This window comes from Thauera phenolivorans (genome assembly GCF_001696715.1).
GTDB lineage: Bacteria > Pseudomonadota > Gammaproteobacteria > Burkholderiales > Rhodocyclaceae > Thauera > Thauera phenolivorans.
Window position 1 is genome coordinate 320,980 of sequence record NZ_MBFM01000005.1, and the last position, 25,954, is coordinate 346,933.

Below are 25,954 nucleotides of genomic sequence, written 5' to 3' on the forward strand. Positions count from 1 at the left end.
AGGGCCGATCCGGTCGCTGCAGACGACACGACACCAGAAGGAGACCGCACCATGCGCCACTACGAAACCGACAGCTCGCCAGCCGCCGCCCGCATCCTCGCCCTCACCATGCTCGCCGACGGCGGCCTCGACCACAACGAGCTCGATGCCCTGATGCGCTCCGACCTCGTGCGCCGGCTCGGCATCGGCACGCTCGAGTTCGAGCGCATCCTGCGCGAATACTGCGACGACCTGATGATGAGCGCCCACTATCTGGACGGCATGCGACTCAAGCTCGCCGACGAGGTGTTCGAGCTGCTGCTCGAGGACATCGCCGATCCCGCCCTGCAGCGCGCCGTGCTGCGCACGATGCAGGACATCGTCAGCGCCGACGGCGTGGAGACGGGCGCCGAGGTCGAGGTCCTCGCGCGTGCGCTCGAGAAGTGGGGCGCGCGCAGCGCTCCGGGCAGGATCAACTGAAGGCGTGGAGCAGGCGGGCGCCGCAGGAAACGGCGTCGGCCTGCCCCATCCGCGACACGACGGCCGGGAGGCTGACATGGACAAGGCGCATCCGACACGAACCCCGGCGCACGACAATCACCTCGGCGAGCGGGTGGACGATCCCCTGATCGACCGTTTGCACTGGGTGATCCGGCAGGCGATCCGCGTGCTTGCGGTGCTGATGGTGGCGGTGATCCTGTGGACGGTTGCCGACGTGGTGCTGGTGCTTTACCAGAAGCTGTCCGCTCCGCCCTTGCTGCTGCTCGACTTCAACGACATCTTCGTGGTGTTCGCGGCTTTCCTGGCGGTGCTGATCGCGATCGAGATCTTCGTCAATATCACCCTCTACCTGCGCGACGACGTCATCCACGTCAAGCTGGTGGTGGCGACCGCACTGATGGCGATCGCGCGCAAGGTGATCGTGCTCGACCTCTCGACGCTCGAGCCCGCCTATCTGATGGGCATCGGGGTCGTCGTCCTCGCCCTGGGGGTGACCTACTGGATGGTGGCCGCGCGTCCGGGCGACTGAGCGCTCCGCGCTTCAGTCGAACAGCACGCCGACGCTCTCGCCGCTGTGGATGCGCTCGATCGCGGCGGCGAACAGCGGCGCCACGGTCAGCGTGGCGAGATTGGGGAGCTGCTTCTCCTCAGCGCGGTTGACCGTGTTGGTGACCACGATCGACTCGAGGTCGGCGTTGCGCAGGCGCTCGACCGCCGGTCCGCACAGCACGCCGTGCACCGCACCGACATGCGCGCTGCGCGCGCCCGCCGTCTTCAGGATGTCGACGCTCGACAGCACGGTGGCGCCGGTGGAGATCTCGTCCTCGAAGATCACCACGTCGCGCCCGCGCACCTCGCCGACCACCTCGCCGTGCTTCACCGCGGTGTCGTTGACCCGGCGCTTGTCGATGATCGCCATCGGGATGCCGAGGCGCTCGGAGAAGCGGCCCACGCGCTTGGCGCCGCCGGCGTCGGTGGCGACCGCGACCATGTTCGACAGCTCATGGTGTGCGCGGAAGTGCTCGGCGATGGTCGGGATCGCGGTGAGGTGGTCGACCGGCACGCTGAAGAAGCCGTGCACCTGGTCGGCGTGCAGGTCCATCGTCAGCACCCGGTCGGCGCCGGCGGTCTTCAGCATGTCGGCGATCAGGCGCGCGGTGATCGAGATCCGCGGCGCGTCCTTCTTGTCCGAGCGCGCATAGGAATAGTAGGGAATCACCGCGGTGATGCGCTGGGCCGAGGCGCTGCGCAGCGCGTCGAGGGTGATCAGCAGCTCCATGATGTGGTCGCTCACCGGCTCGGTGAAGGACTGCACCACGTAGACGTCGCGCTCGCGCACGTTCTCCTGGATCTGCACCCGCAGGTTGTCGTTGGAGAAGCGGGAGATCTCGATGCGGCCGGGGCGGATGCCGAGCCGGCTGCAGATTTCGGCGGCCAGCCCGCGGCTGGCGTTACAGGCGAAGATCTGGAGGGCGTGTTTCATTGCTTGGGTCTCGTCGGATGGGGGCGGCGCCGGGCGGCATGCCGCTTTGTACTCCTTTGGCGGCAGGGGAGGGAAGCGCGGGATGCCCACTTCGCGTCTCATGGCTTGCCAGAAAGCGCGGTCCGTCCTAGGCTTCGGCCGGTTTGCCCGCCGCCGCCAGGCACCGACTCCGTACCGGATCCCGCCCCGATGAAAGAACTGCTGCCCGCCTGGGCCCACCCCTGGATCGAGCTCATCGCGCCCGCGCTGCAGATCACGCTGATCCTGCTCACTGCCTGGCTGCTGCGAACCCTGCTGCGCCGCCTCATCACGCGCGCGGGCACGCATTACAGCCTGCCCGCCGAGCTGGTGCTGGGCGCCCGCCGAGTGACCGGCTTCGTCATCTACGCCGGCGCCGTGCTGCTGGTGCTCGACCGCCTCGGCGTGTCGGGTACCGTGTTGTGGACCGCCTTCACCGGTTTCGCCGCGGTCGCTGCGGTGGCCTTCTTCGCCGCCTGGAGCGTGCTGTCGAACATCTTCTGCACGCTGCTGATCTTCACCTCACGGCCCTTCCGCCTGCACGATCACGTCGAGCTGCTCGAGAGCGGCGACAAGGCCGGCCTGCGCGGCCAGGTGGTCGACATCAACCTGATCTACACCACCCTGCAGGAAGGCGCGGGCGGCAGCGGCGACACCGTGCTGCAGGTGCCCAACAGCCTGTTCTTTCAGCGCGTCGTGCGCCGCTGGCGCTATCCGCCGCGGGCCTGAGCCTACACGGCCGGGCGGCCCGTCCCGTCCTACGGGCTCAGGGGCGGCCTCCGGCATCTGGGCTCAGCCGCCGGACTCGAGGAAGTCGCGCAGCCCGCTGGCGCGCTCGGTGGGCCGCGCCAGCGCCGCCTCGAGGATGCCCGGCCGCTCCGCCATCAGCGTGAAGGCCCGGCGCGCGCGGGTGATGCCGGTGTAGGCGAGCTCGCGGCTGAGCACCTTGCCGGCGCCCGCCGACAGCACCAGCACCGCATGCTCGAACTCCGAGCCCTGGCTCTTGTGCACCGTCATCGCGAAGGCGGTCTCTGCGTGCGCGAGACGGCCGACCGCCACCGAGCGCAGCGCCTCGCCGTCGAGGAAGAAGACGCGCAGCGCGTCGCCGCCCCGGGCGCCCGGCAGGGTGATGCCGATGTCGCCGTTGAAGACGCCGAGCGTCGGCTCGTTGCGGGTGACGATCACCGGCCGCCCCGCATACCACTCGCCGCGCGGCTGCAGCAGGCCCGCGCGGGCGAGGGCCTGCTGCACCGCCTGGTTGAGCCCCGCCACGCCGAGCGCGCCCTCGCGCACCGCGCACAGCAGGCGGAAGCGGTCGAAGCGCTGCAGGACCGCCTTCGCCCACGCGGCGTGGGCCTCGGCCTCATCGGCCGCGGGGCCGCGGCGCAGCAGCTCCAGATAGTCGCGGTAGCAGGCGGGGGCGCCGACGCGGCCGCCGGTGGCGAGCGCGATCACCGCGTCGACGTCCGCGGCTTCGGTGCCGTACAGCGCGCCGCTTTCGTCGCCGGCGAGCAGACGCAGCGGCAGGCCGGTGTCGGCGGCGGCGTTCACCGCCCGCGCGAGCGCGCCGATCGGCCCCTCGAAGCGGCGACTCTCGCGCAGCATCACCGTCTGCTGGGCGAGCGCCGGCGCCGCGCGGGCGGCGGTGAGGTGCGGCGCCGGCAGGGTCTGGCCCGCCACCGCCTCGGCATAGCGGGCGGTCTCGGCGTCGTAGCGGCCGGCTTCGGCGTCGCGGCAGAGGTCGCCGAGCACCGCGCCGGCCTCGACCGAGGCGAGCTGGTCCTTGTCGCCGAGCAGCACCAGGCGGGCGTGCGGGGGCAGGGCGTCGAGCAGCGCCGCCATCATCTCCAGGTGCACCATCGAGGCCTCGTCGACCAGCAGCACGTCGAGGTCGAGCGGGTTGCCGGCGTGGTGGCGGAAGCGGCGGCTGTCCGGCCCGGCGCCGAGCAGGGCATGCAGGGTGCGCGCCGGGCCGATGCGGGCGGTGAGCGCGGCGAGGTCGAGATGGCCGGCGAGGCCCGCCTGCAGACCGAGCAGCGAGGCGTCGATCGACTGGCGCAGGCGCGCCGCCGCCTTGCCGGTGGGCGCCGCGAGCGCCACCCGCAGACGCTCGGGCGCGGGATGGGTGGCGAACAGCAGGGCGAGCAGGCGCGCCGCGGTGTAGGTCTTGCCCGTGCCCGGCCCGCCGGTGACGATCGACAGCCGCGCGCGCAGGGCGACCGCACAGGCCAGGCGCTGCCAGTCCACCGCCTCGGTGCGCGGCGTCGCGTCCGGCGCCGGGGCGAACAGGCGCGCCAGCCAGCGCGCGGCGCCGGCCTCGTCCACCGGCTCGCGCGCCGCGCTGCGCGCACGCACGGCGGCGGCCACCCGGCGCTCGTAGTCGCGGTAGCGGCGCAGGTAGAGGCGCGGCGCGGCGGCGGGGCCGTCGAGCACCAGCGGCTGGCCGCGGTCGGCGCCGCTGCCGACGCGATGGACGACCGCGCTCACGGCCAGGGCGGCGCGCCATCCGTCCACGCCTGACGGCAGTCGCGCGAGCAGGGCGGCGGCGTCCTCGTCCGGCGCTTCGGGCAGGGGAAGCAGGGCGTGGGGGTCCGATGCGAGCGCGGCGAGCGGCAGGCAGCTGTGGCCGCGGCCCTCCATCTGCGCGAGGACCGCCGCCGCGACCGCCAGCGCCGGGGTCGGCGCGGGGTCGAGCCCGGCGACGAAGGTGGCGAAGGCGCTGTCGAGGTGGCGCAGCTGGCCGCGGTCGCTGAGGCGGCCGAGCGCCTGCAGGGTGGCGGAGAGCGGGGCGAGCGGGGCGGGCGTGTTCATGCGCCGTGCTCCTCGGCGGCCAGCATCGCATCGAGCGCGTCGATGAGCGCGAGCGGCGGCGGGATGAAGTATTCGCCGCGCGCGGGGCCGTCGATGCCGCGCAGGAAGAAGTAGATCGCGCCGCCGAGCTGTCGCGCCGGCGCGTAGGCCTCGCCCAGGCGTGCGCGCAGCAGGCGGTGCAGGGCGAGCAGGTAGAGCGCGGCCTGCACGTCGTAGCGGTGCGCGGCCATCGCCGCCTCGAGCGCGTCGTGGTGGTAGGCGGCATCGTTGCGGCCGAGCGTGTTCGACTTGTAGTCCAGCACCCAGTAGCGGCCGTCGTGTTCGAAGACCAGGTCGGCGAAGCCCATCAGCATGCCGTGCAGGACGCGCGCGGGCAGCTCGGGGCGCGCGCGGCCGGCGAGCAGGTGGGCGCGGCAGAGGGCGTCGAGCTCGCGTGCGCGCAAGGCGCCGGCGGGCAGCCAGAACTCCAGCTCCGGCAGCAGCACCGGCAGCTCGCTCAGCGCCGCGCCCAGGCTGGGCAGCGGCCGGGCGGTGAGCGCCCGCATCCAGGCGATGACGTCGTCGGCGTACGCGCCGCGGCCGGCGCCCTCGCAGCGGCGGCGCAGACGCGCCTCGAGCGCGGGATCGCCGTCGAGGGCGAAGCCTTCCGCCGCCAGCCACTCGAGCTGGGCATGGAGGAAGTCGCCGCTGAAGCTGCCCTTCGGGAAGCGGTGCCAGGGCGCGGCGGCGGCCGGTCCGGGGGCGGCGGGGCCGTCCGCGGCGTCGCCGTCGATCTCGTCCTCGGCAGCGCGCTGGCGCTGGGTCGCCGCCATCGGCGCGGGTGTCGTGGCGAGGTCGCGCACCAGCGCGGAGAAGCTGCCGAGCGCCCAGTCGCGCTCGAAGTCGGCGGCGTAGGGCGGGCGGTCCTGCAGCGCGGGCGGGGCCGAGCGCGCCTGCAGGCGGCTGTGGCCGACCTCCTCGCCGGCCGCCTCGAGCACGATGGAGGGGCCGTCACCGCTTCCCGCCGCGTCCGCGAGCGCCTGCAGCGGGTCGATCCATTCGTTTTCGGCGCGCGCGGCCGTCCCGCCGAGCAGGTATCCCGGCGCGCTGTCGTGGGTGCGGCAGGCCTTGCCGTTGCCGATGCGGATCGCGGCGAAGCCCATCCACAGTGCGTGGCGCGGGCGGGTCAGCGCGACGTAGAGCAGGCGCAGGTCCTCCTGCAGGCGCTCGCGTTCGGCGCGCGCGAGATCCTCGTCGTCGTAATGCAGCTTCAGCGCGCGGCGGCCGGTCTCGTCGGCGACGCGCACGAAGCGGGTGTTGCGCCGCTCCACCGGTCGGAAGCTGCAGGGAAAGGGCAGGCACACCACCGGGTATTCGAGACCCTTGCTCTTGTGCACGGTGACGACCTTGACCAGGTCGGCGTCGCTCTCCAGGCGCAGCACCTGCTCGTCGCCGGCGGCGCCGACCTCGCCCATCTGCGTCGCCAGCCAGCGGATCAGCGCCTGCTCGCCGTCGAGCGCGGCGCTGGCGGCCTGCAGCAGCTCGGCGAGGTGCAGCACATTGGTCAGCCGCCGCTCGCCGTCCGCCGCCGTGAGCCAGCGCGCCGGCAGATCGAGCAGATGCAGGGTGCGGCGCAACATCGCCAGCACGCCCTGTTCGCGCCACACCCGGTTGAGGCTGCGCACCTGCTCGCTGCGTGCCTCGAAGGCTTCGTCGCTGGCGGCGAGCCAGGCGAGTTCGGCGGGCGGCAGGTCGAGCGTGCGGGTAGCGAAGCCGGCGCGCACCCGCTGCGCATCGAGCGGCGAGGCCACCGCGCGCAGCCAGTGCAGCAGGTCGCGCGCCTCCTCGCTGGCGAACACCGAGTCCTTGTCGGAGAGATAGACCGAGCTCACGCCGCGGCGGCGCAGCGCGTGGCGGACCGCCGCGGCTTCGGTGCCGGTGCGCACCAGCACCGCGATGTCCGCCGGGCGCAGGCGTTCGAAGCCACCGTCGGGCGAGGCGAAGCCGGCTCGCTCGTCGCTGAGCCAGCCGACGATCCGCTCCGCACAGCGGGCGGCGAAGAAGCGCCGGCTCTCGGCGGTGCTGCGCAGCGCGAGGTCGTGGCACACGGTGAGCGCGGGCACTGCGCCCGCGGCGCTTTGCAGGACCGCGTCGCGGTCCTTCGCCGCCACCTGTACGAAGGGCAGGGGATCCTCGCCGCCGCTGCGGAAGAGGAAGGCGCCCTCGCCCGCGCGCGCCTCGGCGGTGCCGAAGCAGCGGTTGACCGCGTCGACCAGCGCCGCGGTGGAGCGGTAGTTGGTGTCGAGCACGTAGTGGCGCCCGGCGGTGGCGCGGCGCGCCTGCAGATAGCTGTGGATGTCGGCGCCGCGGAAGGCGTAGATCGACTGCTTGGGATCGCCGATCAGCAGCAGCGCGCTGTCGCGTGCGTTGTCGGCGGTGCGGTAGAGACGGTCGAAGAGGCGGTATTGGAGCGGCGAGGTGTCCTGGAACTCGTCGATCAGCGCGACCGGATACTGGGTGAGGATGCGCTCGCGCAGGCGCGCGCCGTGCGGGCCGGCAAGCGCGTGGTCGAGCCGCTCGAGCATGTCGGCGAAGCCGAAGCTGCGCGCCTGGCGCTTGAGCCCCTGGAGGCGGCGGGCGACGCTGGCGGCGGCGTGCAGGCGCGCTGCGACCGCGGGTTCGGGGAGCGCGGCGAGGCCGGCGAGCAGCGCGGCGAAGGCCTCGAAGTGGGCCGGCAGCGCAATCGCGGGCGCGCCCGCCTTGCGCGCCTCGAGCAGGCCTGAGGGGCAGAGCCGCTTGCGGGCGGCCTCGGTGAGATCGAGGCGGGTGGCGAGTGGGTCCTGCGCCCAGGTCTCGAGCTGGGCGAGCCACTTGCGGTAGTTGTCGGGGCGCAGCTTGCTGCGGTTCCAGTCGCAGCTCGCCGGCGCGGTCTGGCTGTCGAGCCAGTCGCGCATTTCGCGCGCACGCCCGGCCCAGCCCTCCGCGATCGTGTGCAGGGCGGCATCGCGTTCGCGGCGGGTACGACGCAGGCAGTCGGCGAGCGTGCCCTCGCCGGCGTCCTCGGCGATCGGCTGGCCGGCCAGTGCGGCCATGTCCCCCGCGAAGGCGTTCACGCCGGGCCACACCGCGAGCGCGGCGTCGAGCTCGGCGCCGGCGAGCGGATAGCAGTGCTGGCGCCAGTAGTCGTGCGCGGCCTCGGTGAGCAGGCTGCGCTCGTCCGGCGAGAGGGTCTCGTCGAAGGGATTGCCGCTGTCGAAGGCGTGCTCGCGCAGCATGCGCTGACACCAGGCGTCGATCGTGTGCACTGCGGCCTCGTCCATGCCCTCGGCGGCCACCGCCAGGCGCCAGGCGGCGCCGGCGCGGCCGGCCTCGTCGGGGTAGGCCTCGAGCAGGCGGGCCAGCAGGGCGTCGCCGGGCGCGGGCTCGGTCTCGCCGCGGAAGCAGCGCGCCGCCTCGAGCAGGCGGGCGCGGATGCGGTCGGAGAGCTCGCGGGTGGCGGCGCGGGTGAAGGTCATCACCAGGATCTCGCCCGGCTGCAGCGGGCGGCCGAAGCCCGCCTCGCCGCCGTGGCCGAGCACCAGGCGCAGGTAGAGGGCGGCGATCGTCCACGTCTTGCCGGTGCCGGCGCTGGCCTCGATGAGGCGGCTGCCCCACAGCGGGAAATCGATCGGGTTCAGCGGCTGGCTCATGCGCGGCGCTCCTCGGAGGCGGCGGACGGGTCGGGGTGGGCGAGCACCGCGGTGTGGGCGGCGATCCAGTCGCGCAGCGGCGCGTACAGCCGTTCGGCGAGCTCGGCGAAGCGGCCATCGGCGCTCAGCGCCTCGAAGTCCGGATAGAGGCGGGCGAGGCAGGCTTCCTCGACCTCGCCGTGGGCATGATCGTGGCCCTCGTAGCAGCGCTGCGGATGCGCGCCCTCGAGCTGGGCCAGCGCGGTTCTGAGTGGCAGCGGCAGCGGCGCGTCGAGGCCTTCGCGCCAGGCCTGCAGCAGCCGCGCGAGTGTGGCGCGCGCGGGCTCGGCGGCGAGCGGTGCGATCGCCACGCTGGCGTCGCGCCCGACCACCAGGCCGCGCGCGGGCAGCCCGCCGGCGGCGGCGAGCAGGCTGCGCACCCAGGGCAGGAGCATGCGGTCGGCGCGCAGGTCCTGCTTCTTCGGGTCGTGCAGCAGGCGGGCGCTGTCGAGCGCGAGCCAGGTCGGCGGTGCGTCGGCCTCCGCCCCCGCGTGCAGCTGGTCGAGCCAATCCTCCATCCTCCCCCCCGCGGCCTCGAAGTGCAGGCGCTGGCGCTGCAGCGGACGGGGATGGGCGGCGAGCGCCGCTTGCCAGGCGTGCAGCAGCGGCAACACCACCGCCTCGAGCTCGCGCTCGCTGCGCGCACCGAAGCCGCCCATAGGCAGGCGGCCGGCGCGGCGCAGGCGACCCAGCTGCAGGCGCAGCCGGGCCTCGAGCGCGGCGCCGGGGGGAAGCGGCTCGCCCGGCGCGGACGCGGCGAGCACCGCCTGCGCGAGCTCGGCGACGAGGCCGTACTCCTCGAGGGCGTCGAAGCCGAAGGCCTCCTCGTCCACCGGTGCCTCTTCCGCCGCCTCGAAGCGCACCGCGAGGCGCTGGCGGAAGAAGGCCTTCACCGGGTTGCGCAGGAAGCTGGCGAGCTGCGCCACCGTCAGCGGCGTGCGCGGATCGGGCTCGAAGGGCGCGAGCGGCGGCACGGCCGCCGCGATGGCGGGCTCGTCCGCGTCGGCCGCATGGGCGGCGCGCCATTCGCGGGCGTAGGTGAACAACGCCGCGCCGGGCTCGAAGTAGCGCCGGCTGAAGGGCTGGAGCGGGTGCTCGGTGGTACGGGAGGCGACCACCCCGGCGCCCCAGCCGGCGGCGAGATAGTCGCGCAGCTGCGACACCAGTACCGAGGGCGGCTGCTCGCTGTTGTCGCGCACGCTGCGCCCGCTCCAGCTCGCGTAGAAGACCCGGCGCGCCGACAGCAGGGCCTCGAGCATGAGCTGGCGGTCGTCGTCGCGGCGGGCGCGGTCGCCGGGGCGGGCCTGGCCGGAAACGCCCATCAGGTCGAAGTCGCTGCGCGGCGCGCGGCGCGGGTAGTCGCCGTCGTTCATGCCGAGCAGGCAGACCACCTCGAACGGGATCGCGCGCATCGGCATCAGGGTGCAGAAGGTCACGCCGCCGGCGCGGAAGCGCTTGTTCAGGCTCGGCGACTCGAGCGCGCTGAGCCAGGCGCCGGCGGCGACCGCGAGCGGCAGCTCGCCGTCGAAGCCGCCCTCGCGGCAGGCTTCGGTCCACGCCTCGAGCGCGTCGTCGAGCGCGCCGAGGGTGCGCTGGTCGGCGAGCTCGCGCGCATCGACCAGCTTGGCGAGCAGGGTGCGGCAGCGGCGCGCCCATTGGTCGGGGGGGGCGGGCTGGCGGGCCGCGTCGCGCCAGCGCAGCAGGCATTCGAGCAGGCGGGCGAAGCCGCCGGCGAGCTCGGCATCGAGGCCGCCGACCTCGGCGTAGGGCTCGATGTCGGCAAAGGGCTCGCCCGCGTCCTCGCCACCGTCGACGCCGGACTCGCCCATCGCGAAGCCCATCAGCATCCTGTTCACGCCGAAGCGGGCGCTGTTCTGCTCGCCGCAGGTGGCCAGCTGGAGGGCGGCGCGGTGGGCCGCATCCAGCCCCCAGCGGATGCCGGCACCGCGCATCCACTGCGTGAGGCGGGGCAGGGCGGCGGCGTCGATGCCGAAGCGCGCGGCGATCGCCGGCACCTCGAGGAGGTCGCACAGCTCGCTCAGGCGCGCGCGCTCGCCGGGCAGGCGCAGCAGCCATTCGAGCGCGCCTACCAGCGGGCTCGCCGCGCGCGCGCTGAGGTCGGCGATGTCGAACGGGATGTGGCGCGGGTCGTGGCGACCGTACTGGCCGAACACCGCGCGGATCGCGGGGGCGAAGTCGTCGATCGCCGGCACCATCACCACGATGTCGCGCGGATGCAGCGGGCGGCCGCCGGGGGGGTGGGCGAGCAGCGCGAGCAGCTGGTCGTGCAGCACCTCGAGCTCGCGCACCGGGCCGTGGGCGATGTGGAACACGATCGAGCGGTCGTCCGCCGCCACCGCGAGGCGCGGGTGTTCGCACAGCGGGACGAGGTCGCGGATGTGCGCGTGCACCTGGCGCAGCAGCGGCGTGCCGGCTGCCTCGCCCCCGCTCTCGTCCTCATCCCCGTCCTCGTCGAAGAGGTCGATGCGCGGCAGCGAGAAGCGTGCGCGCGCCTGCTCGGCGTCGTCGAAGGCGTCGAGCTGGCGCACGAAGTCGCGCGCCTGCCGTCCCCAGGCCGCAAGCAGCGGATGGGCGTGCAGGTGCATCTGCTCCAGCGGCAGCGCGTCGAGCGGGCCCGCCGCGGGCTTGTCGGGCTGGCGCCGGCGCGCGCTGCGCAGCCACTCGCGGCCGTCGATGATGTCCGCCCAGTGGAAGCGGCAGGGGTTGGGTACCGCGAGCATGACCTGGCTGTGGCGCGACAGCGCGGCGAGCAGCTCGAGCGTCGGCAGCGGCACGTGGGTCATGCCGAACAGTACGATGCGCCGCGGCAGCGGTGCGGCGAACGGGCGGCCGTCTTCCAGTGCGGCGAGTACCCGGCGATGCAGGCGGGGGCGGATCGCGGCGCGCGCGTCCTCGTCCACTTCTCCGAGCAGACGGCGCCACAGCGCGGGCTGCCAGGCCTGGTCGGGCGGCACCGCGGATTCCACGCCCGCGGCCGACACCAGGCGGTCGTGTCCCGTCGCCCATTGCTCGAGCCAGTCGGGCCGATAGACCTGGTACTGGTCGAAGAGGTCGGCGATGCGCGCGGCGAGCTGCCACAGCCGGGTGTCGTCGTCGGCGCGCAGATAGCCGGCGACCGGCGCGAAGGCCGGATCGTCGAGCAGGCCCGGCAGCAGCCGCATCAGGCGCCAGGTCAGCGGCGCCTCGTCGAGCGCCGAGGACGGGGGCACGGCAGCGTGGCCGAGGATCTGGCGGTAGCTGCGCCACATGAAGCGCGCCGGCAGGCTCACGGCGGCGGCGGCGCACACGCCCGCCTCGCGCGCGAGGCTCATCTTCACCCACTCGGCCATGCCGTTGCTCTGCACGAGGATGGTCTCCTGCTCGAGCGGGGCGAGCGGATGCTGGCGCAGCCAGGCCGCCACCGTGTCCATCAGGACCTCGGTGCGGTTGCCGTGCAGGGCGATGAAGCCGGGTTCGATGCTCGATGACATGTGCCTTGGTGTCGTTGCGCGCCACGGACGCGATTGTGCCTCAGCGCGGGGCGGTTCCAGTACCGCGGCGACGCCGGCCCGGGGCGGATTCGTCGGCGCTAAAAGATGTACGGGCGTTGACTCTTTGAAAGATGTTCTTAAAATGCATCTTAAAACCACGACCGGAAAGCCACATGAAACGCGACCAGCGCCTCGTCCAGCTCTCCAGGGAACACCATCCCGCCCTGCGCCTCGGACGCCATCTGATCGCCGGCGGGGCAGGCGCCGAACTGCGCTCGCAATCCGCCGCGCTGGCGGCGCACTTCGCCGAAGAGGAAGGGACGCTGGTGCCGCTGCTCGGCGCCCATGGCCACGACGACCTCGCCCGCCGGCTGTGCCGCGAGCATGCGGATCTCGCCGCCCTGTTCGCCGCCGCCCTGCGGGGCGAGCGGGAGGACGAGGCGGGCAGGGCGCTCATCGCGCACGTGCGCTTCGAGGAACGTGAACTGTTCCCGATCGTCGAGGCGCTGTTCGCGCGTGACCCGGCATGACGCCCACGGTCGTCGACCCGATTCCCTCCATCCGCAAGGAGTAGACGCGAAATGCAATCCAGCCTGTATCCCTCCGCCGCCACCCGCGCCCCGTCCGGCGCGGCCCCCCGCCGCAACATTTACCTCGGCCTCGGCATGATGCTCGTCGCCGCGCTGGCGATGGTCGGCACGATCCTGATCGCCTATCCCTATGCGGCGAACTTCAGCCTGCCGGCACAGATCGCCGCCCACCTGCTGCTGCCGGTGGCAGCGGGGGTGTTCAAGCTCGGCTACGTCGTGCGCCTCGCCGGCCATCACTCGGCCGGGAACTACGCGGCGGGCTGAGGCGGCGGCAATGCCGCGCCCCAGGCAGGGTGGGAGATCCGCACGGAAGAGCGCTCGGCGCACTGCATGACGATCCGCGGCGCGTGTCGGGAGTACCCTGCGAAGTGCGCGGCGCACCGATTGCGATCGGGAGATCGCATGGCAGTCGGCGCGATACCACTGATGCTCGAAGGGGACCGACATGGAAAAGACCAACCTGATCATGTTGCCGGGGCTGCTCAACGACGCGAGCCTGTTCACCCACCAGGTCGGCGAGCTGTCGAATCTCGTCGCCGTCACGGTCGCCGACCTCACCGGTGCGGACTCGATCGCCGCGCTCGCCGCCGACACGCTGGCGCAGGCGCCCACGGGGCGGTTCGTGCTCGCCGGGATGTCGATGGGCGGCTATGTCGCCTTCGAGATCATGCGCCAGGCGGGGGAGCGGGTGAAGGCATTGGCGCTTCTGAGCACGAGCGCCCGCCCCGACACGCCGGAGGCCAGCGCGGGCCGCGAGGCGCTCATCGAGCTCTCCCGGACCGATTTCCCGGCCGTCATCGAGAAGCTGCTCGCGCGGATGGCGCATCCGGCTCACGCCGACACGCCCGAAGTGGGCGGCATGTTCCAGTCGATGGCGACCGAGCTGGGGCCGGAGGTGTTCGCGCGCCAGCAGCGCGCGATCATGGGGCGCGCTGACAGCCGCCCGACGCTCGCCGGCATCCGTTGTCCCACGCTGGTGATCTGCGGCCGGCAGGACGAGCTCACGCCGCCCGAGGTGCATGAGGAGATCGTCGCCGGCATTCCGGGGGCGCAGCTCGCGGTGATCGAGGAATGCGGCCACCTGTCCCCGCTCGAGCAGCCGGAGCAGCTCACCCTGCTGCTGCACGACTGGCTGTACGAGCTCGCCGGGTCGCCGCAGAGGAGTCCGAACTGAGCCGGGTCAGGGATAGATCAGGAATCTACGCCGCTCCTCGCTCCACGCGAGTTCGTCGGGCCCGGCCAGCGCCTCGAGGTCGCCGGGCTGCGCCGCTGCCTCATCCACCCACTGCCTGAGCACTTCGCTGCCGTTGATGAGGTCGATCGCCAGCCGCCCGTGTTCGTACTCGTAGGGGAAATCCCGCCACAGCGGGTAGTCGGGCTGCAGCCGGCGCAGCGCCTTGAATGCCAGCGCCTGCAGGCGCCACGGGCGAAAGGCGGCGTGATCGTAGTGGGCCGGGTCCTCGACGTGGATCTGTACGCCGTGGCAGAGCCTGCCGGCGTGCTTGTGGAAGGTGGGTTCGAACCAGCATTCGCGCAGCACGCAGCCTTCGAGCCAGTGCGGCGCGAACGCACGCATCTCGTCGATCAGCGCGCGGGCGTCGATGTTCGGTGCGCCGAACAGCTCGAGCGGGCGGGTGGTGCCGCGGCCCTCGGACAGCGTCGTGCCTTCGAGCATGACGGTGCCGGCGTAGGCGCGCGCCATCCACAGGTTGGGGGCGTTCGGGCTGGGGTTGATCCAGGTGCGCTCGCCGAGCGGCCAGCCGTGGCCGGGGGCGGTGTCGGGCTGCCAGCCCTCCATCTCGATCACGCGGCAATCCACCTCGAGCGCGAGCGTGGCGACGAACCAGCGCGCGAGCTCGCCCATCGTCATGCCGTGGCGCATCGGCAGCGGGCCGGCGCCGACGAAGCTCTCCCAGCCGGGCCGCAGCAGGGTGCCTTCCACCGGGCGACCGGCGGGGTTGGGGCGGTCGAGCACCCACACCGACTTGCCGTGGCGGGCGGCCTCCTCGAGCACGTAGCGCAGGGTGGTGATGAAGGTGTAGATGCGGCAGCCGAGGTCCTGCAGATCGACCAGCAGCACGTCGAAGCTGTCCATCATCGCCGCGGTCGGGCGGCGCACCTCGCCGTACAGGCTGAACACCGGGATGCCGAGCAGCGGGTCGACGAAGTCGGCCGACTCGACCATGTTGTCCTGCTTGTCGCCGCGCAGACCGTGCTGGGGGCCGAAGGCGGCGGTGAGGCGGAGGTCGGGCAGCGCGGCGAGCGCGTCGAGCGAGTGCGTCAGGTTGCGGGTCACCGAGGCCGGGTGGGCGAGCAGGGCGACGCGGCGGCCGGCGAGCGGGCGGCGCAGCGCGGGGTCGGCGAGCAGGCGGTCGATGCCGAAGCGGACGGTGGTCGGGTTCATCTCGCGCTCCTCAGTCGACCGGCGGCTGCCAGGTCTTGAACATCAGCACGAAGCCGGCGCGCGCGTGGAAATCGGGCGTCGCGCGGGGGTGGTGCACGGCCCAGCAGTCGAGCCGGCCGTCGCTGCGTTCGAGCACCGCCGACAGCCCGGCCTCCAGCTCGGTGCCCGGCGGCACGGCCGGCAGGGCAGCGGCCGGCACCTGCGCCACCAGCATCAGGCGGTCGTCGTGGCGGTCGAAGCGGATCGTCGGCGCGGCGGCGGGGCGCAGCTCGTCGCTGCGTTCGCGTTCGGCGCGGAAGTCGTAGATCGCCCACTCGCCGGAGGGCGAGAAGTTGTACTCGCGATAGCCCGGTTCGCCCGCGAGCGCGAGGAAGACCTCGAAGCAGGTGTGGCGCCACAGGTCCTCTCCCGGGCCGGGCGCGGCCGGGGCGGGAATGCGCAGCTCGGCCGCCGTCAGGCCCTCGAGGGCGAACTCGAAGCCGGCGCCGCCGTCCGGGGTGGCATACATCGTCGCCAGCAGGGCCGTGGCGGGGACGTCGGCGCGGTCGGCCGCCTGGACAGGATCCGCCGCGGGGGCGGCGGTCGAGGGATGGGGGCGCAGGCCGACGGTGACGGTCGGCACGCGGGGGCGTTCGGCGGGGGCTTGGCTCACGATCTTCGGGCAGCGGGCGTCAATTTGGTTGGCATCGGTTCCGGCGCGGCCGGGCGGCCGCGACGGGGCAGGCGCAATGGTAGCCGGTTCGCCGCGGCCGCGCGCGGGGCCTTGGCGACCCGCGTCGGCGGGTGCATGCTGAGTCCCGGACGGCGGTCGGACGGAGGGCAGCGGTGTCGGGGATCTTCATCAGCCACAGCAGTCGCGACCGGCAGGCGGCCGAGGAGATGGCCGCGCGCCTGCGCGCCCATGGCTACCAGTCGCTGTTTCTCGACTTCGATCCCGCCGACGGCATCCCCGCCGGACGCGACTGGGAGCGCGAGATCTACGCCGGGCTGCGCAGCTGCAGCGGTGTCGTGGTGCTGTGCAGCGCGCACTCGATGGCCTCCGACTGGTGCTTCGCCGAGATCACCCACGCGCGCGCCCTCGGCAAGCGGCTGTTCCCGGTGCTGATCGGCGAGTGCACCCTGCGTGCGCTGCTGCTCGACACCCAGGTCGTGGATCTGCGGGCCGATCCCGATGACGGCTACGCCCGGCTGTGGCGCGGCATGCGGGGTGCCGGGCTGGACCCGGCCGACAGCTTCGCGTGGGAAAGCGGGCGCGCGCCCTATCCCGGCCTCGCGCCCTTCCAGGCGGCCGACGCCGCGGTGTATTTCGGTCGCGAGGAAGAGCAGCGCCGCTGCCTCGACGCACTGGCGCAGATGCGCCGCTATGGCGGCGAGCGCCTGCTGGTGGTGGTCGGCGCCTCGGGCTGCGGCAAATCCTCGCTGGTGCGCGCGGGGGTGCTGCCGCGCGTCGCGCGCATGCCGGACTGGCGGGTCCTCGGCCCGATGCGGCCGCTGCGCCGACCCGACGAGGAACTCGCCCGGGTGCTGGCGGCGGCGCAGGCACCGCCAGGACAAGCGGCTGCGGGACAGGCACCCGGCAGGCGCGGCGGGCGCCGCGATGACGGCGGTGACGCGGCGGTCGCCGCTGCTACGGGGGGCATCGGGGCCGCGCTCGCGGGGGCCTTCGCGTCGGCGCCGGGGCGGCCGGCGGTGCTGCTGGTGGTCGACCAGCTCGAGGAGCTCGTCACCACCAGCGCGCCCGAGGCGGCGGCGCGCTTCGTGCAGGCGCTGCGCGCCGCGCTCGCACCCGAGGCCGGCGAGCTCTACTGCCTGGCGACGCTGCGCGCGGACTACCTCGGCGCGCTGCAGGCGCATCCGGCGTGGGGCGCGCTGCCCTTCCGCCAGCTGCCGCTGGCGCCGATGAACGCAAGCCATTTCGCCGAGATCATCCGCGGCCCCGCGCGCGTCGCCGGGCTCGAGCTGGAGGACGGCTTGGTCGAGGCGCTGGCGCACGACACCGGCAGCCCCGACGCGCTGCCGCTGCTCGCATTCACCCTGAACCGGCTGTGGCGCGAGTTCGGCGACGACCGCCGCCTCACCCTCGACGAATACCGCGAGCGCGTCGGCGGCCTGGAGGGGGCGATCCGCCACGAGGCGAGCGCGGTGCTCGCCGCGCTCGCCCCCCCGGCCGAGGCCCTCGACGCGCTGCGCCGCGCCTTTCGCCAGCTGGTGCGGGTCGAGCCCGAGGGCGGCTACACGCGGCGCGCGGCGCGCTGGCAGGATCTGCCCGCGGCCGCGCATCCGCTGCTCGAGGCCTTCGTCGCCGCCCGCCTGCTCGTCTCCGCCCAGCAGGAGGACGGCGAACGCACGCTCGAGGTGGCCCACGAGGCGCTCTTCCGCGCCTGGGACGAGTTGCGCCGCTGGCTCGACGAGGACCGCGTGTTCCTGCTCTGGCGTCAGCATGCGCTGGCGGCGGCCGAGGCCTGGCGGCGTGCGCCGGCCGACGCCGGGCTGCTGCTGAGCGGCGGTCCGCTCGCCGAGGCGCAGCGCTGGCGGGCCGCGCGCGACGACGAGCTGGGCGAGCCGCTGCGCAGCCATATCGACGCCAGCGTCGCCACCGCGCGGCGGGTGCGCATGCGGCGGCTGGGCGCACGCGGCGGCCTCGCGGCGCTGGTGTTCGCCTCGGCCGCGCTCGGCGCCGGTTTCTGGCAGCAGCAGCGCGAGGCCGGGCGGCAGCGGGTCGACAGCTACTGGAGCGGCGCCTTGTCGGCGCGCGACGCCGGCGACGACGCGCTGCGAGCCGCCCACTATCTTGCGCGTGCGGCCGACCTCGGCGGCGCCGGCCCGGCGCGCGACAACGCGCTGATCGCGATCGGCATGCTCGCCGGCGGCGTCGCGCTGGCGGGTGAGCTCGCCCTGCCGGGCGTGCCCGACGGCGTGCGGCCGGCGGTGGAACAGCGTGCGCTGCTGGCCTGGCGCGGCCGCGAGGGGTGGCTACACGACCTCGGCGACGGCAGCCTGCGGGCGAGCTTCGCGCATCCGGATGCGGTCGCCGAGGGCCTCGTCCTCGCCGGCGGCGAGGTCGTCACCCGCGACGCCGGCGGCGGCGTGTGGCTGTGGGGCGGCGCGGGGCCGCCGCGCGCGCTCGCGCCGGGCGGGGTGGCGCGCATCGCCGCCGACCGCGAAGGGCGGCAGCTCCTGGGCTGGGGCGACGACGGCCTGCGCTGGTGGATCCTGCCCGGGGGCGCGCCCGCCGGCCCTCTGCTCGCCGGCACGCCGATCGCGGGCGCCGCCTTCGTCGACCGCGGCGGGCTGCTGGCGTGGGACGCCGCCGGCCGCTTCTGGCGGGTGGACGCGGCCGGCGCGGCGGCGCGCTGGGAGACCGGTTGTGCGCCGCGCGGCGTGGAGCTTGCCGCCGATGGCCGCAGCGCGATCAGCTTCTGCGACACCGCGCTGATCCGCCACGACGTGATGGCGGGCAGGATAGCGGCGCGCTGGAATTCGCCCGAGCTGGTCGATGGCGTGCACTTCGACGTCGACGCCGGCCTGGTGGTGTCGTGGAGCGCGGGCCGCGGCCGGCTGCGGGTGTGGCAGGCGGCCGACGGCGCGCCGCGCTTCGAGCGGCCGCTCGATCGCGAGGGCAGCCTGTCGCGGGTGCTGCTGTTGGCGGGGGGCGCGCGGCTGCTCACCGCCGGCGCCGATGGCCGGCTCGAGGCCTGGGACCTCACCCACGGCGAACTCGCCGCGCGCGGCCGCCATCATCGCGAGGAGGCGCCGGTGCTCGCCGAGGCCGACGCGGGCGGCACGCGGGTGCTGGCCTGGAGCCGGGCGGCGGGCGCGCGGCTGTGGGACGCCGGCACGCTGACGCCGCTGAGCCTGCCGCTGCAGCACCCCGCCAGCGTGGTCGGCGCTGCCCTCGTCGATGGCGGCGGCGCGATCCTCAGCTGGGCGGACGACGGCGGGGTGCGCCTGTGGCGCCGCCAGCCGGCGCGCGAACTCACCGCGCCGGCGGCGGCGGGCGGGGAGCCGGCCTTGCCGCGGCCGCAGGCGCCGGATGCCGCATTGAAGGCGAGGCTCGACCGGCTCGGCCTGCACGACTACCAGGTGCTGCACACGCAGGGGGAACAGGTGCTGCTCGCCGCCGGCCCGCTGGTCCGCCGCCTCGGCCCGGGGGAGCGCCTGTCGCCGCCGTTGGCGCTCGACGAGGGCGCGCGCGGCGGCGCCCTGCTCGACGAAGAACGCGTCGTGCTGTGGGGCAACAGCAGCGTGCGCCTGTGGGACGCGGCGGGCGGCCGGCCGCTCAGCGCCCTGTTGCGTTCCGACGTGCTGTTTCCCGAGCGCGGCGCGGTCGACGGCGGCCTGCTCGTCTCCGACGGCGTGCAGGCGCGGCGCTGGCGCTGGTCGCTGCCCCCTACCGCGGGCGCTGCCGAGTGGCTCGCGCTCGACAATGCGACGACGATGGACGAACAGGGGGCGATCCGTCCGCTCGCGCGCGAGCAATGGTGCGAGCGCATGCACAGGGCGCAGCGCACGGCGACCGGTTGCGACCCGTGAGCCGCGCCGTGCGCGAGCGTTGGCGGCGAAGCGCGCTCCCCGGCCCGGCCAGCGCCGACGGCCAGCCGCCGTCGCTCACTGCACGAGCACGAGCGACTCCGACCAGGCGCCGACCCAGTCGCCGCCCTCGTCCCACACTCTCACCTGCAGCTGGTGGCGGCCGGTCGACAGCTGCGCGCGTTCGTCGCGGCCGTCCCAGCGCTGCGGCGGGGCGCTCTCGATGCGGCGGTCGCGTTGCACCGGGCCGATGCGCTGGCCCCGGACGTAGCGCTTGCGCACGCCGTCCGGGCTCTGCGTCACCTGCATGAACTCGACCGCGGCGTGGTCGAAATCGGAGCGCGAGTGGAAGGCGTAACCCGCGGTCTCGCCGCGCGCCGGGCGCATCAGGCCGGGGTCGAACTCGAGCCCATCGACCGCCACCGAGCCCACCGCGCGCGGCCCGATGCCCAAGCCGTGGACGCTGAAGCCGTCGATCGTCTGCGTGCCGGTCTCGAGGTCGGTGGCGGTGAGCGCGATCACCGCCGGCTGCAGGCGGTCGCCGAGGAAGGGCGGCAGCTCGAAGCGCAGCGCGTGGCGGCCGAGGCCGAAGCGGTCGAGCCGGTAGCTCACCGTCTCCGCACCCGGGATCGCGATCCGCAGCAGCACCCGCCCCGGGCGCTGCTGGGTGTAATCGACCACCACCGGCCAGCCGCCGCGCACCAGGCCGCGCACGCCGAAGGCGCTGGCGTTGAACTGGGGCGCGAGCTGCGGGCCGTCGCGCAGCAGCTCGCGCGTGGCCTCGACCTCGTCGCGCTCTTCCGCCTTCTCTTCGGCGAGCGCCTTACCGATCGCGAACAGCGCCGCTGCGCCGACGATGATCGCCGGGATCAGCCAGTTCCTGCCGCCCCCGCCGCCGCCCTCGCCGGTAGGGCGACCGTCGCCATAGTCGCCGCCGCCGACGTCACGGGCCGGCTGGTTGGGCGGGGCGTCGCGCGTCACCCCGGGATAAGTCGGGGTGGTGGTCGTGGTGGTCGCGCTCCCTCGGGGCGACTGCTCGATGGCCTGCGCGCCTGCGGCCGGCGGCAGCGCGGCGAGCGCGAGGCAGAGCGCGAGGCACAGACTGCGGCGCGCGATCGGGGTGGTCATGGGCAACTCCCGTCAGTGGTGGTGGCGCTCAGGCGGCCTGGCTGCTGAAATCGAGGTTTTCCTCACCCGGCGTGCGGCAGGCGATGCCTTCCATGACCTCGCGCCGGCCATCCACCTCGACGACCTGGTCGAAGCGTCGGCACTCCTTGCCGGCCTCGGCGTAGAAGTCCGAGGTCGGCGTCACCGCGAAGTCGCGGCCGGTGTCCTCGTTGTGCCAGCTCACCGTCCGACCCCTTGGCGTCGTATCGATCGTCTCGGCGAGCCGCTTCCTGTCGGCGTCGTCCATGTACTGGCCGATCATCCGCCCCACCACGCCGCCGAGCAGGACGCCGATCGCGGCGCCGCCGGCGCTGTCGTCGCCGATCTTGTAGCCGGCGATGCCGCCGAGCAGGCCGCCGATGGCGGTGCCCCAGTCGCGCTTCTGCATGTTCTCGCAGCCGGATGCCGACAGCAGCACGAGGGCGGCGGCGAGGGAGGAGGCCAGGGTTCGCGCAGCGGGCATTCGGGGCATGTGGGTGTCCTCGGGCGGGGACGGGAGCGGGCCTGTGCCGGTCGGCGATGATGACGGGGACCGCGCCGGAACGGGGCGCCGAATTCATTCTAGTTCACCGTCGGGGCGCGATCGGCGCGAAGGCGCGGCGCGCGATCGCCCGTCTTGAGCCGACGGCGACGGCCGCGCAGACTGTGGCCCATGCGCATCCCGCCGCTCGTCCTGATCGTGGTCGCCCAGCTGTTCGGCACCTCGCTGTGGTTCTCCGCCAACGCCGCGGGGGAGGACCTGATGCGAGCGTGGGCGCTGCAGCCGGCCGACATCGGGCGGCTGACGAACGCGGTGCAGTTGGGCTTTATCCTCGGCACCCTCGGCTTCGCGCTCAGCGGCCTGGCCGACCGCTTCCCGGCGAGCCGCATCTTCGCCTGCTGCGCACTGCTCGGGGCGGCGGCGAACGCGGGTTTCGCGCTGCTCGCGCACGATCTCGGCGAAGGATTGGCGTGGCGCTTCGCGGTGGGGCTGGCGCTCGCCGGCATCTATCCGATCGGGATGAAGCTGGTGGTGAGCTGGGTGCCGCAGCAGGCGGGCGCGGCGCTTGCCTGGCTGGTCGGCATGCTGACGCTGGGCACCGCCTTGCCGCACGGCGTGCGCACGCTGGAGACCGGCTGGGGATGGCAGGCCGCGATCCTGGTGTCGTCGGCGCTGGCGCTGCTCGCCGCGGGAATGATCGCCGCGCTCGGCGACGGGCCGCACCTGGCGCGGCGCGCCGGGGCGGCGCGGCTGCGCCTCGGCGAAGGCTTCCTCGCGCTGCGTGAGCCGCGCTTTCGCGCCTCGGCCTTCGGCTATTTCGGCCACCAGTGGGAGTTGTACGCCTTCTGGACGCTGGTGCCGCTGATGGTCACCGCGGCGCGTGGCCCGCAGGCGGGCTCGCCGTCCGGGCCCGTGTTCGCGGTGATCGGCATCGGCGCGGCGGGCTGCGTGCTCGGCGGCTGGCTCAGCCGGCGCATCGGCAGCGCGCGGGTGGCGGCGCTGGCGCTCGCCGTGTCGGCGGCCTGCTGCGCGCTCTATCCGCTCGCCAGCGCCTGGCCGGCGCCGCTGCTCGCCGCGCTGATGCTGGTGTGGGGGGCGAGCGTGGTGGCGGATTCGCCGCACTTCTCGGCGCTGTCGGCGCGCGCCTGTGCGCCGGAGCGGCTGGGCAGCGCGCTCGCGTTCCAGAACGCGGTCGGCTTCGCGATCACGATGGTCGCGATCGAGCTCGCGACCCGGCTGTGGCCGCAGATCGGCGATCGCGTCGCGTGGGTGCTGCTGCCCGGGCCGCTGCTCGGGCTGCTCGCGCTGTGGCCGCTGTGGCGCGAGCGCGAACCGGCGGGCGATTCGCGCTGAGGGCCGGCCGCCTCAGGCGACGTTGCGCTCGGCCGGCAGCTGGACCACGCGCTGGTGCATTTCCATCTGCGGCAAGGGGATGGTGATGCCGTGGTCGTCGAAGGCGATCTTCACCTTCTCCTTGAGGTCGCACATCGTCGCGAAGTGGTCGGCGGTGGCGACCCAGGGGCGCACGTGGAGGGTGACGCGGCTGTCGGCGAGGTCGGCGACGCCGATGTAGGGCGGCGGGTCGGCCAGCACGCGCGGCTCGTCGTTGAGCACCTGCTCGATGATGCGCTTCGCCTTGCGGATGTCGTCGTCGTAGCCGATGCCGAACACGAGATCGATGCGGCGGGTCGCGCGCGCCGAATAGTTGATGATCACGTCGGCGTAGATCGCGCCGTTGGGGACGATGATCTCGCGGTTGTCCACGGTGCGGAAGGTCGAGCTGAAGATGTTGATGTTCTCCACCACGCCGGAGGTGCCGCCGGCCTCGACGAAGTCGCCGGCGCGGAACGGGCGGAATACGATCAGCATGACGCCGGCGGCGAAGTTCTTCAGCGAGTCCTGCAGCGCGAGGCCGATCGCCAGGCCGGCGGCACCGATGATCGCGACCAGCGAGGTGGTGTCGACGCCGAGGCGGTCGAGGGCGGCGATCACCACCACCAGCAGCAGCACGCCGTGCAGGATGGAGTTGATGAAGTTGATGAGGATCTCGTCGAGCTTCGCCCGCGTGAGCAGGCGCCTGGCGAGCGCGACGATGCCGTTGGCGACCCAGCGGCCGACGATGAAGATGCCGAGCGCGAACAGCAGGTTGATGCCCCAGGGCAGGGCGTACAGCTCGATCCAGTCGAAATTCGTGAGGACCTCGGGCATGGGTCTTCCTTCGCTTGTTGGGCGCCCCAGTATACCTGCGTGAGCGGGCGGGATTGTGCACTGCAGTATCGACGCCGGCGACCGTGCGCTTTGCGCGCGATCACGGCGGGCGCATCATGCGGCCTGGTGATCGTCAGGCTTTTCGTACGGAGCGCCCATCATGGACATCGGCATCCCGAAGGAAATCAAGGTTCACGAATACCGCGTGGGGGCGACTCCCTACAGCGTGCGCGAGTTCGTCGCCCGTGGTCACCGGGTGGTGGTCGAGCACGATGCCGGGGCGGCGATCGGCTTCGGTGATGAGGACTATCGCGCCGCCGGTGCCGAGGTGGTGGGGGAGGCGGCCGAGGTCTATGCGCGCGCCGAGCTGGTGGTGAAGATCAAGGAGCCGCAGCCGGACGAGTGCCGCTTGCTGCGCCCCGGCCAGATCCTGTTCGCCTACCTGCACCTGGCGGCCGATCCCGGGCAGGCGCGCCTGCTGATGGCCTCGGGCTGCAGCGCGATCGCCTACGAGACGGTGACCGGCGCGGGCGGCAGCCTGCCGCTGCTGGCGCCGATGAGCGAGGTCGCCGGGCGGATGGCGATCCAGGCCGGCGCCACCTGCCTCGAACTCGCGCACGGCGGCGCCGGCCTGCTGCTCGGCGGCGTGCCCGGGGTGGCGGCGGCGAAGGTGGCGATCCTCGGCGGCGGCGTCGTCGGCGTCAATGCCGCGCGCATGGCGGTGGGGCTGGGCGCGCGGGTCAGCGTGATCGACCGCGACATCGGCCGCCTGCGCCGCATCGACGAGACGTTCGGCAACCGGGTTCGCACCCAGCTCGCTGCGGCGGCCGCGATCGAGCGCCTGGTCACCGACGCCGACCTCGTGATCGGTGCCGTGCTGATCCCCGGTGCGGCCACGCCGCGCCTGGTGCCGCGCGAGTGGCTGACGCGCATGCGACGCGGCTCGGTGCTGGTGGACGTCGCGATCGACCAGGGTGGCTGCTTCGAGACCAGCCGGCCCACCACCCATGCCGAGCCCACCTACGTGGTCGACGGCGTCGTGCACTACTGCGTCACCAACATGCCGGGCGCGGTCGCCCGCACCTCGACCTTCGCCCTCGACAACGCCACCCTGCCGTACGCGCTGGCGCTCGCCGACAAGGGCAAGGCGCGCGCGCTGGCCGAGGATGCCGGCCTTGCCGCCGGCCTCAACGTGGACGCGGGCCGGATCACCTGTGCGCCGGTGGCGGAGGCGCTCGGCTTTTCCTGAGCGCCCCCGCGCTCACTTGCCCTCGAGGGTGTCGATCAGGGCGAACAGGCGGCGGTAGAAGTCGGGATCGACCACCGTCTCCTCGCCGACCTTCACCAGCGACTCCTTGTCCGCCGCCCATGGCAGCGAGATCGAGCCGAGGCCGGTGACGCTGAGGCCGGTGTTGGATGCGGCCGACTTCAGCTCGAAGTGGGTCTGGCGGGCGTTGGCGTAGATCGCCGCGCCGACGTTGCTCGGCAGGCACACCAGGGTGATGTCGAGCCGCACGCTGTGCTCGTACTTGGGCTGGAACAGCTTCTCGCCGCGGATCGTCTGCGGATCGGCGTTGTCGATCTGGTAACCCTGGCTCAGCAGCGCGCGCCGACCCAACTCGCAGGCCGCCACCGGCTCGCGGGTGCTCCAGGTGACGAATGGCGACTCGGTGGCGAAGCTCTCCCCCTCGAAGACCGAGCGCGAGGACGAGGCGCAGCCGACGATGGCCAGGCTGACGAGGGCCGCAAGCGGGAAAAGGCGCGCGAGACGAAGCATGGGGCGATGTTTCCGGGGGCGGGGGGCGGTGGAGGTGATGCGCGCATGTTAGGGCATCCGTGCGGACCTCGGGGCGGGCGCTCGCCGCTAGAATGCGGGTTTCCCGTTCAATTGCAGCGGCGGCCCGCCGCCGACGAAGGTGTGCCGATCGTGTCTTGGGATTCGTGGTTCAACATGCTGGTGGGCCTGATCGTGATCGTCAATCCGCTGACCGCGGTGTCGGTGCACGCCAGCCTCACCACGCGCCAGAGCCCGCGGCGCCGGCGCCGCACCGGGCGCATGGCGGCGTTCACCGTGGGCGTGGTGCTCACCGTGGCGGCGCTCGCCGGCGAGACGGTGCTGGCGATGTTCGGCATCGGCATCTCCGAGTTCAAGGTCGGCGGCGGCGTGCTGATCCTGCTGATGGCGATCGCGATGCTCAACGCCCAGATGGGCGGCGCGCGGCAGACCGAGGAGGAGGCCGACGAGGCGCACGACCGCGACGAGATCGGCGTGGTGCCGCTCGGCGTGCCGCTGCTCGCCGGCCCGGGCGCGATCAGTACGGTGATCATCTACGCGCTGCAGCAGGGCGGCTGGCTCAGCCGGCTGGTGCTGGTGGCCGAGATTTGGATCGTCGCCGGGCTGGTGGCGCTCGCACTCGCGCTCGGCCAGCCGCTGGTCGAGCGCATCGGCAAGACCGGGCTCAACATCGTCACCCGGATCATGGGCCTGATCCTCGCCGCGATAGCGGTCGGCTTCATCACCAGCGGCCTGAAGGTCCTGCTGCCCGGCCTGGCGGGCTGAGCAGGGCGGCCGTCGAGGCGCTAG

General features: G+C 73.6%; 20 protein-coding genes. 10 read left to right on the forward strand and 10 right to left on the reverse strand.

From position 1 onward, the window contains the following. Positions 1-51: 51 nt before the first annotated feature. Both BB334_RS14540 and BB334_RS14545 read left to right on the forward strand, forming a co-directional pair. On the forward strand, positions 52-459 hold the full coding sequence (locus BB334_RS14540) for a tellurite resistance TerB family protein (protein ID WP_068809217.1): 408 nt from the start codon (positions 52-54) through the stop codon (positions 457-459). A gap of 76 nt (positions 460-535) precedes the next feature. Further along, on the forward strand, positions 536-1,009 hold the full coding sequence (locus tag BB334_RS14545; protein ID WP_068809218.1) for a phosphate-starvation-inducible PsiE family protein: 474 nt from the start codon (positions 536-538) through the stop codon (positions 1,007-1,009). 12 nt (positions 1,010-1,021) lie between these two features. On the opposite strand, the gene BB334_RS14550 is transcribed toward BB334_RS14545, so the two are convergent. Further along, a complete protein-coding gene (locus BB334_RS14550; RefSeq protein WP_068809219.1) occupies positions 1,022-1,963 on the reverse strand; it encodes a ribose-phosphate diphosphokinase in 942 nt (313 codons plus the stop codon). 189 nt (positions 1,964-2,152) lie between these two features. Here BB334_RS14550 and BB334_RS14555 point away from each other — a divergent pair, with 189 nt between their 5' ends. After that, positions 2,153-2,710, forward strand: a complete 558-nt coding sequence (locus BB334_RS14555; protein WP_068809220.1) for a mechanosensitive ion channel family protein — start codon at positions 2,153-2,155, stop codon at positions 2,708-2,710. Between the two features lie 63 nt (positions 2,711-2,773). On the opposite strand, the gene recD is transcribed toward BB334_RS14555, so the two are convergent. The 3 genes from recD to recC are packed head-to-tail and all read right to left on the reverse strand — an operon-like array spanning position 2,774 to position 11,990. Continuing rightward, a complete protein-coding gene (gene recD / locus BB334_RS14560) occupies positions 2,774-4,792 on the reverse strand; it encodes an exodeoxyribonuclease V subunit alpha (protein ID WP_068809221.1) in 2,019 nt (672 codons plus the stop codon). Continuing rightward, a complete protein-coding gene (gene recB, locus BB334_RS14565) occupies positions 4,789-8,460 on the reverse strand; it encodes an exodeoxyribonuclease V subunit beta (RefSeq protein ID WP_068809222.1) in 3,672 nt (1,223 codons plus the stop codon). The genes recD and recB overlap by 4 nt, the downstream gene beginning before the upstream one ends. Further along, positions 8,457-11,990 (reverse strand): exodeoxyribonuclease V subunit gamma, encoded by a 3,534-nt coding sequence (gene recC, locus BB334_RS14570; RefSeq protein ID WP_068809223.1) that lies wholly within the window; start codon positions 11,988-11,990, stop codon positions 8,457-8,459. Before recC ends, recB begins: the two co-directional genes overlap by 4 nt. A 173-nt stretch (positions 11,991-12,163) precedes the next feature. On the opposite strand from recC, the gene BB334_RS14575 reads away from it, so the two are divergent. The 3 genes from BB334_RS14575 (at position 12,164) to BB334_RS14585 (ending at position 13,754) form a co-directional block, all read left to right on the forward strand. Next, positions 12,164-12,520, forward strand: coding sequence for a hemerythrin domain-containing protein (locus tag BB334_RS14575; RefSeq protein ID WP_068809224.1), 357 nt, complete (start codon positions 12,164-12,166; stop codon positions 12,518-12,520). A 51-nt stretch (positions 12,521-12,571) separates the two neighbouring features. Next, positions 12,572-12,844, forward strand: a complete 273-nt coding sequence (locus BB334_RS14580) for a hypothetical protein (protein ID WP_198531266.1) — start codon at positions 12,572-12,574, stop codon at positions 12,842-12,844. Positions 12,845-13,025: 181 nt separating this feature from the next. Continuing rightward, positions 13,026-13,754: an alpha/beta fold hydrolase gene (locus BB334_RS14585; protein WP_068809225.1), complete on the forward strand. Its 729-nt coding sequence runs from the start codon at positions 13,026-13,028 to the stop codon at positions 13,752-13,754. Positions 13,755-13,760: 6 nt separating this feature from the next. Here BB334_RS14585 and BB334_RS14590 read toward each other — a convergent pair whose 3' ends face one another. Together BB334_RS14590 and BB334_RS14595 are read right to left on the reverse strand one after the other, a co-directional pair. After that, on the reverse strand, positions 13,761-14,984 hold the full coding sequence (locus BB334_RS14590) for an exo-beta-N-acetylmuramidase NamZ family protein (protein ID WP_068809226.1): 1,224 nt from the start codon (positions 14,982-14,984) through the stop codon (positions 13,761-13,763). Between the two features lie 10 nt (positions 14,985-14,994). Next, entirely contained in the window at positions 14,995-15,636 is a 642-nt protein-coding gene (locus tag BB334_RS14595) for a DOMON domain-containing protein (protein WP_068809227.1), read from the reverse strand. 173 nt (positions 15,637-15,809) lie between these two features. On the opposite strand from BB334_RS14595, the gene BB334_RS14600 reads away from it, so the two are divergent. After that, entirely contained in the window at positions 15,810-19,517 is a 3,708-nt protein-coding gene (locus BB334_RS14600; RefSeq protein WP_068809228.1) for an nSTAND1 domain-containing NTPase, read from the forward strand. A 75-nt stretch (positions 19,518-19,592) separates the two neighbouring features. Here the strand turns inward: BB334_RS14600 and BB334_RS14605 are convergent, their stop codons facing one another. Continuing rightward, a complete protein-coding gene (locus BB334_RS14605) occupies positions 19,593-20,642 on the reverse strand; it encodes a hypothetical protein (protein ID WP_068809229.1) in 1,050 nt (349 codons plus the stop codon). Between the two features lie 28 nt (positions 20,643-20,670). Continuing rightward, the gene (locus BB334_RS14610) at positions 20,671-21,153 is read right to left on the reverse strand and encodes a glycine zipper domain-containing protein (RefSeq protein ID WP_108722507.1); all 483 of its coding nucleotides are present in this window, start codon (positions 21,151-21,153) and stop codon (positions 20,671-20,673) included. Positions 21,154-21,333: 180 nt separating this feature from the next. On the opposite strand from BB334_RS14610, the gene BB334_RS14615 reads away from it, so the two are divergent. After that, positions 21,334-22,515 carry an MFS transporter gene (locus BB334_RS14615; RefSeq protein WP_068809231.1) on the forward strand — a complete coding sequence of 394 codons (1,182 nt, stop codon included), beginning with the start codon at positions 21,334-21,336 and terminating at the stop codon, positions 22,513-22,515. A 12-nt stretch (positions 22,516-22,527) separates the two neighbouring features. Here the strand turns inward: BB334_RS14615 and BB334_RS14620 are convergent, their stop codons facing one another. Continuing rightward, positions 22,528-23,370 (reverse strand): mechanosensitive ion channel family protein, encoded by an 843-nt coding sequence (locus BB334_RS14620; RefSeq protein WP_068809232.1) that lies wholly within the window; start codon positions 23,368-23,370, stop codon positions 22,528-22,530. 160 nt (positions 23,371-23,530) lie between these two features. Here BB334_RS14620 and ald point away from each other — a divergent pair, with 160 nt between their 5' ends. Next, positions 23,531-24,619: an alanine dehydrogenase gene (ald, locus tag BB334_RS14625; protein WP_068809233.1), complete on the forward strand. Its 1,089-nt coding sequence runs from the start codon at positions 23,531-23,533 to the stop codon at positions 24,617-24,619. A 12-nt stretch (positions 24,620-24,631) separates the two neighbouring features. Here the strand turns inward: ald and BB334_RS14630 are convergent, their stop codons facing one another. After that, positions 24,632-25,147, reverse strand: a complete 516-nt coding sequence (locus BB334_RS14630) for a DUF2242 domain-containing protein (RefSeq protein WP_068809234.1) — start codon at positions 25,145-25,147, stop codon at positions 24,632-24,634. Positions 25,148-25,297: 150 nt separating this feature from the next. Between BB334_RS14630 and BB334_RS14635 the strand changes: the two genes are divergently transcribed. Continuing rightward, complete coding sequence (locus BB334_RS14635) at positions 25,298-25,930, forward strand: MarC family protein (RefSeq protein WP_232756747.1); 633 nt, start codon at positions 25,298-25,300, stop codon at positions 25,928-25,930. Positions 25,931-25,954 lie beyond the last annotated feature (24 nt).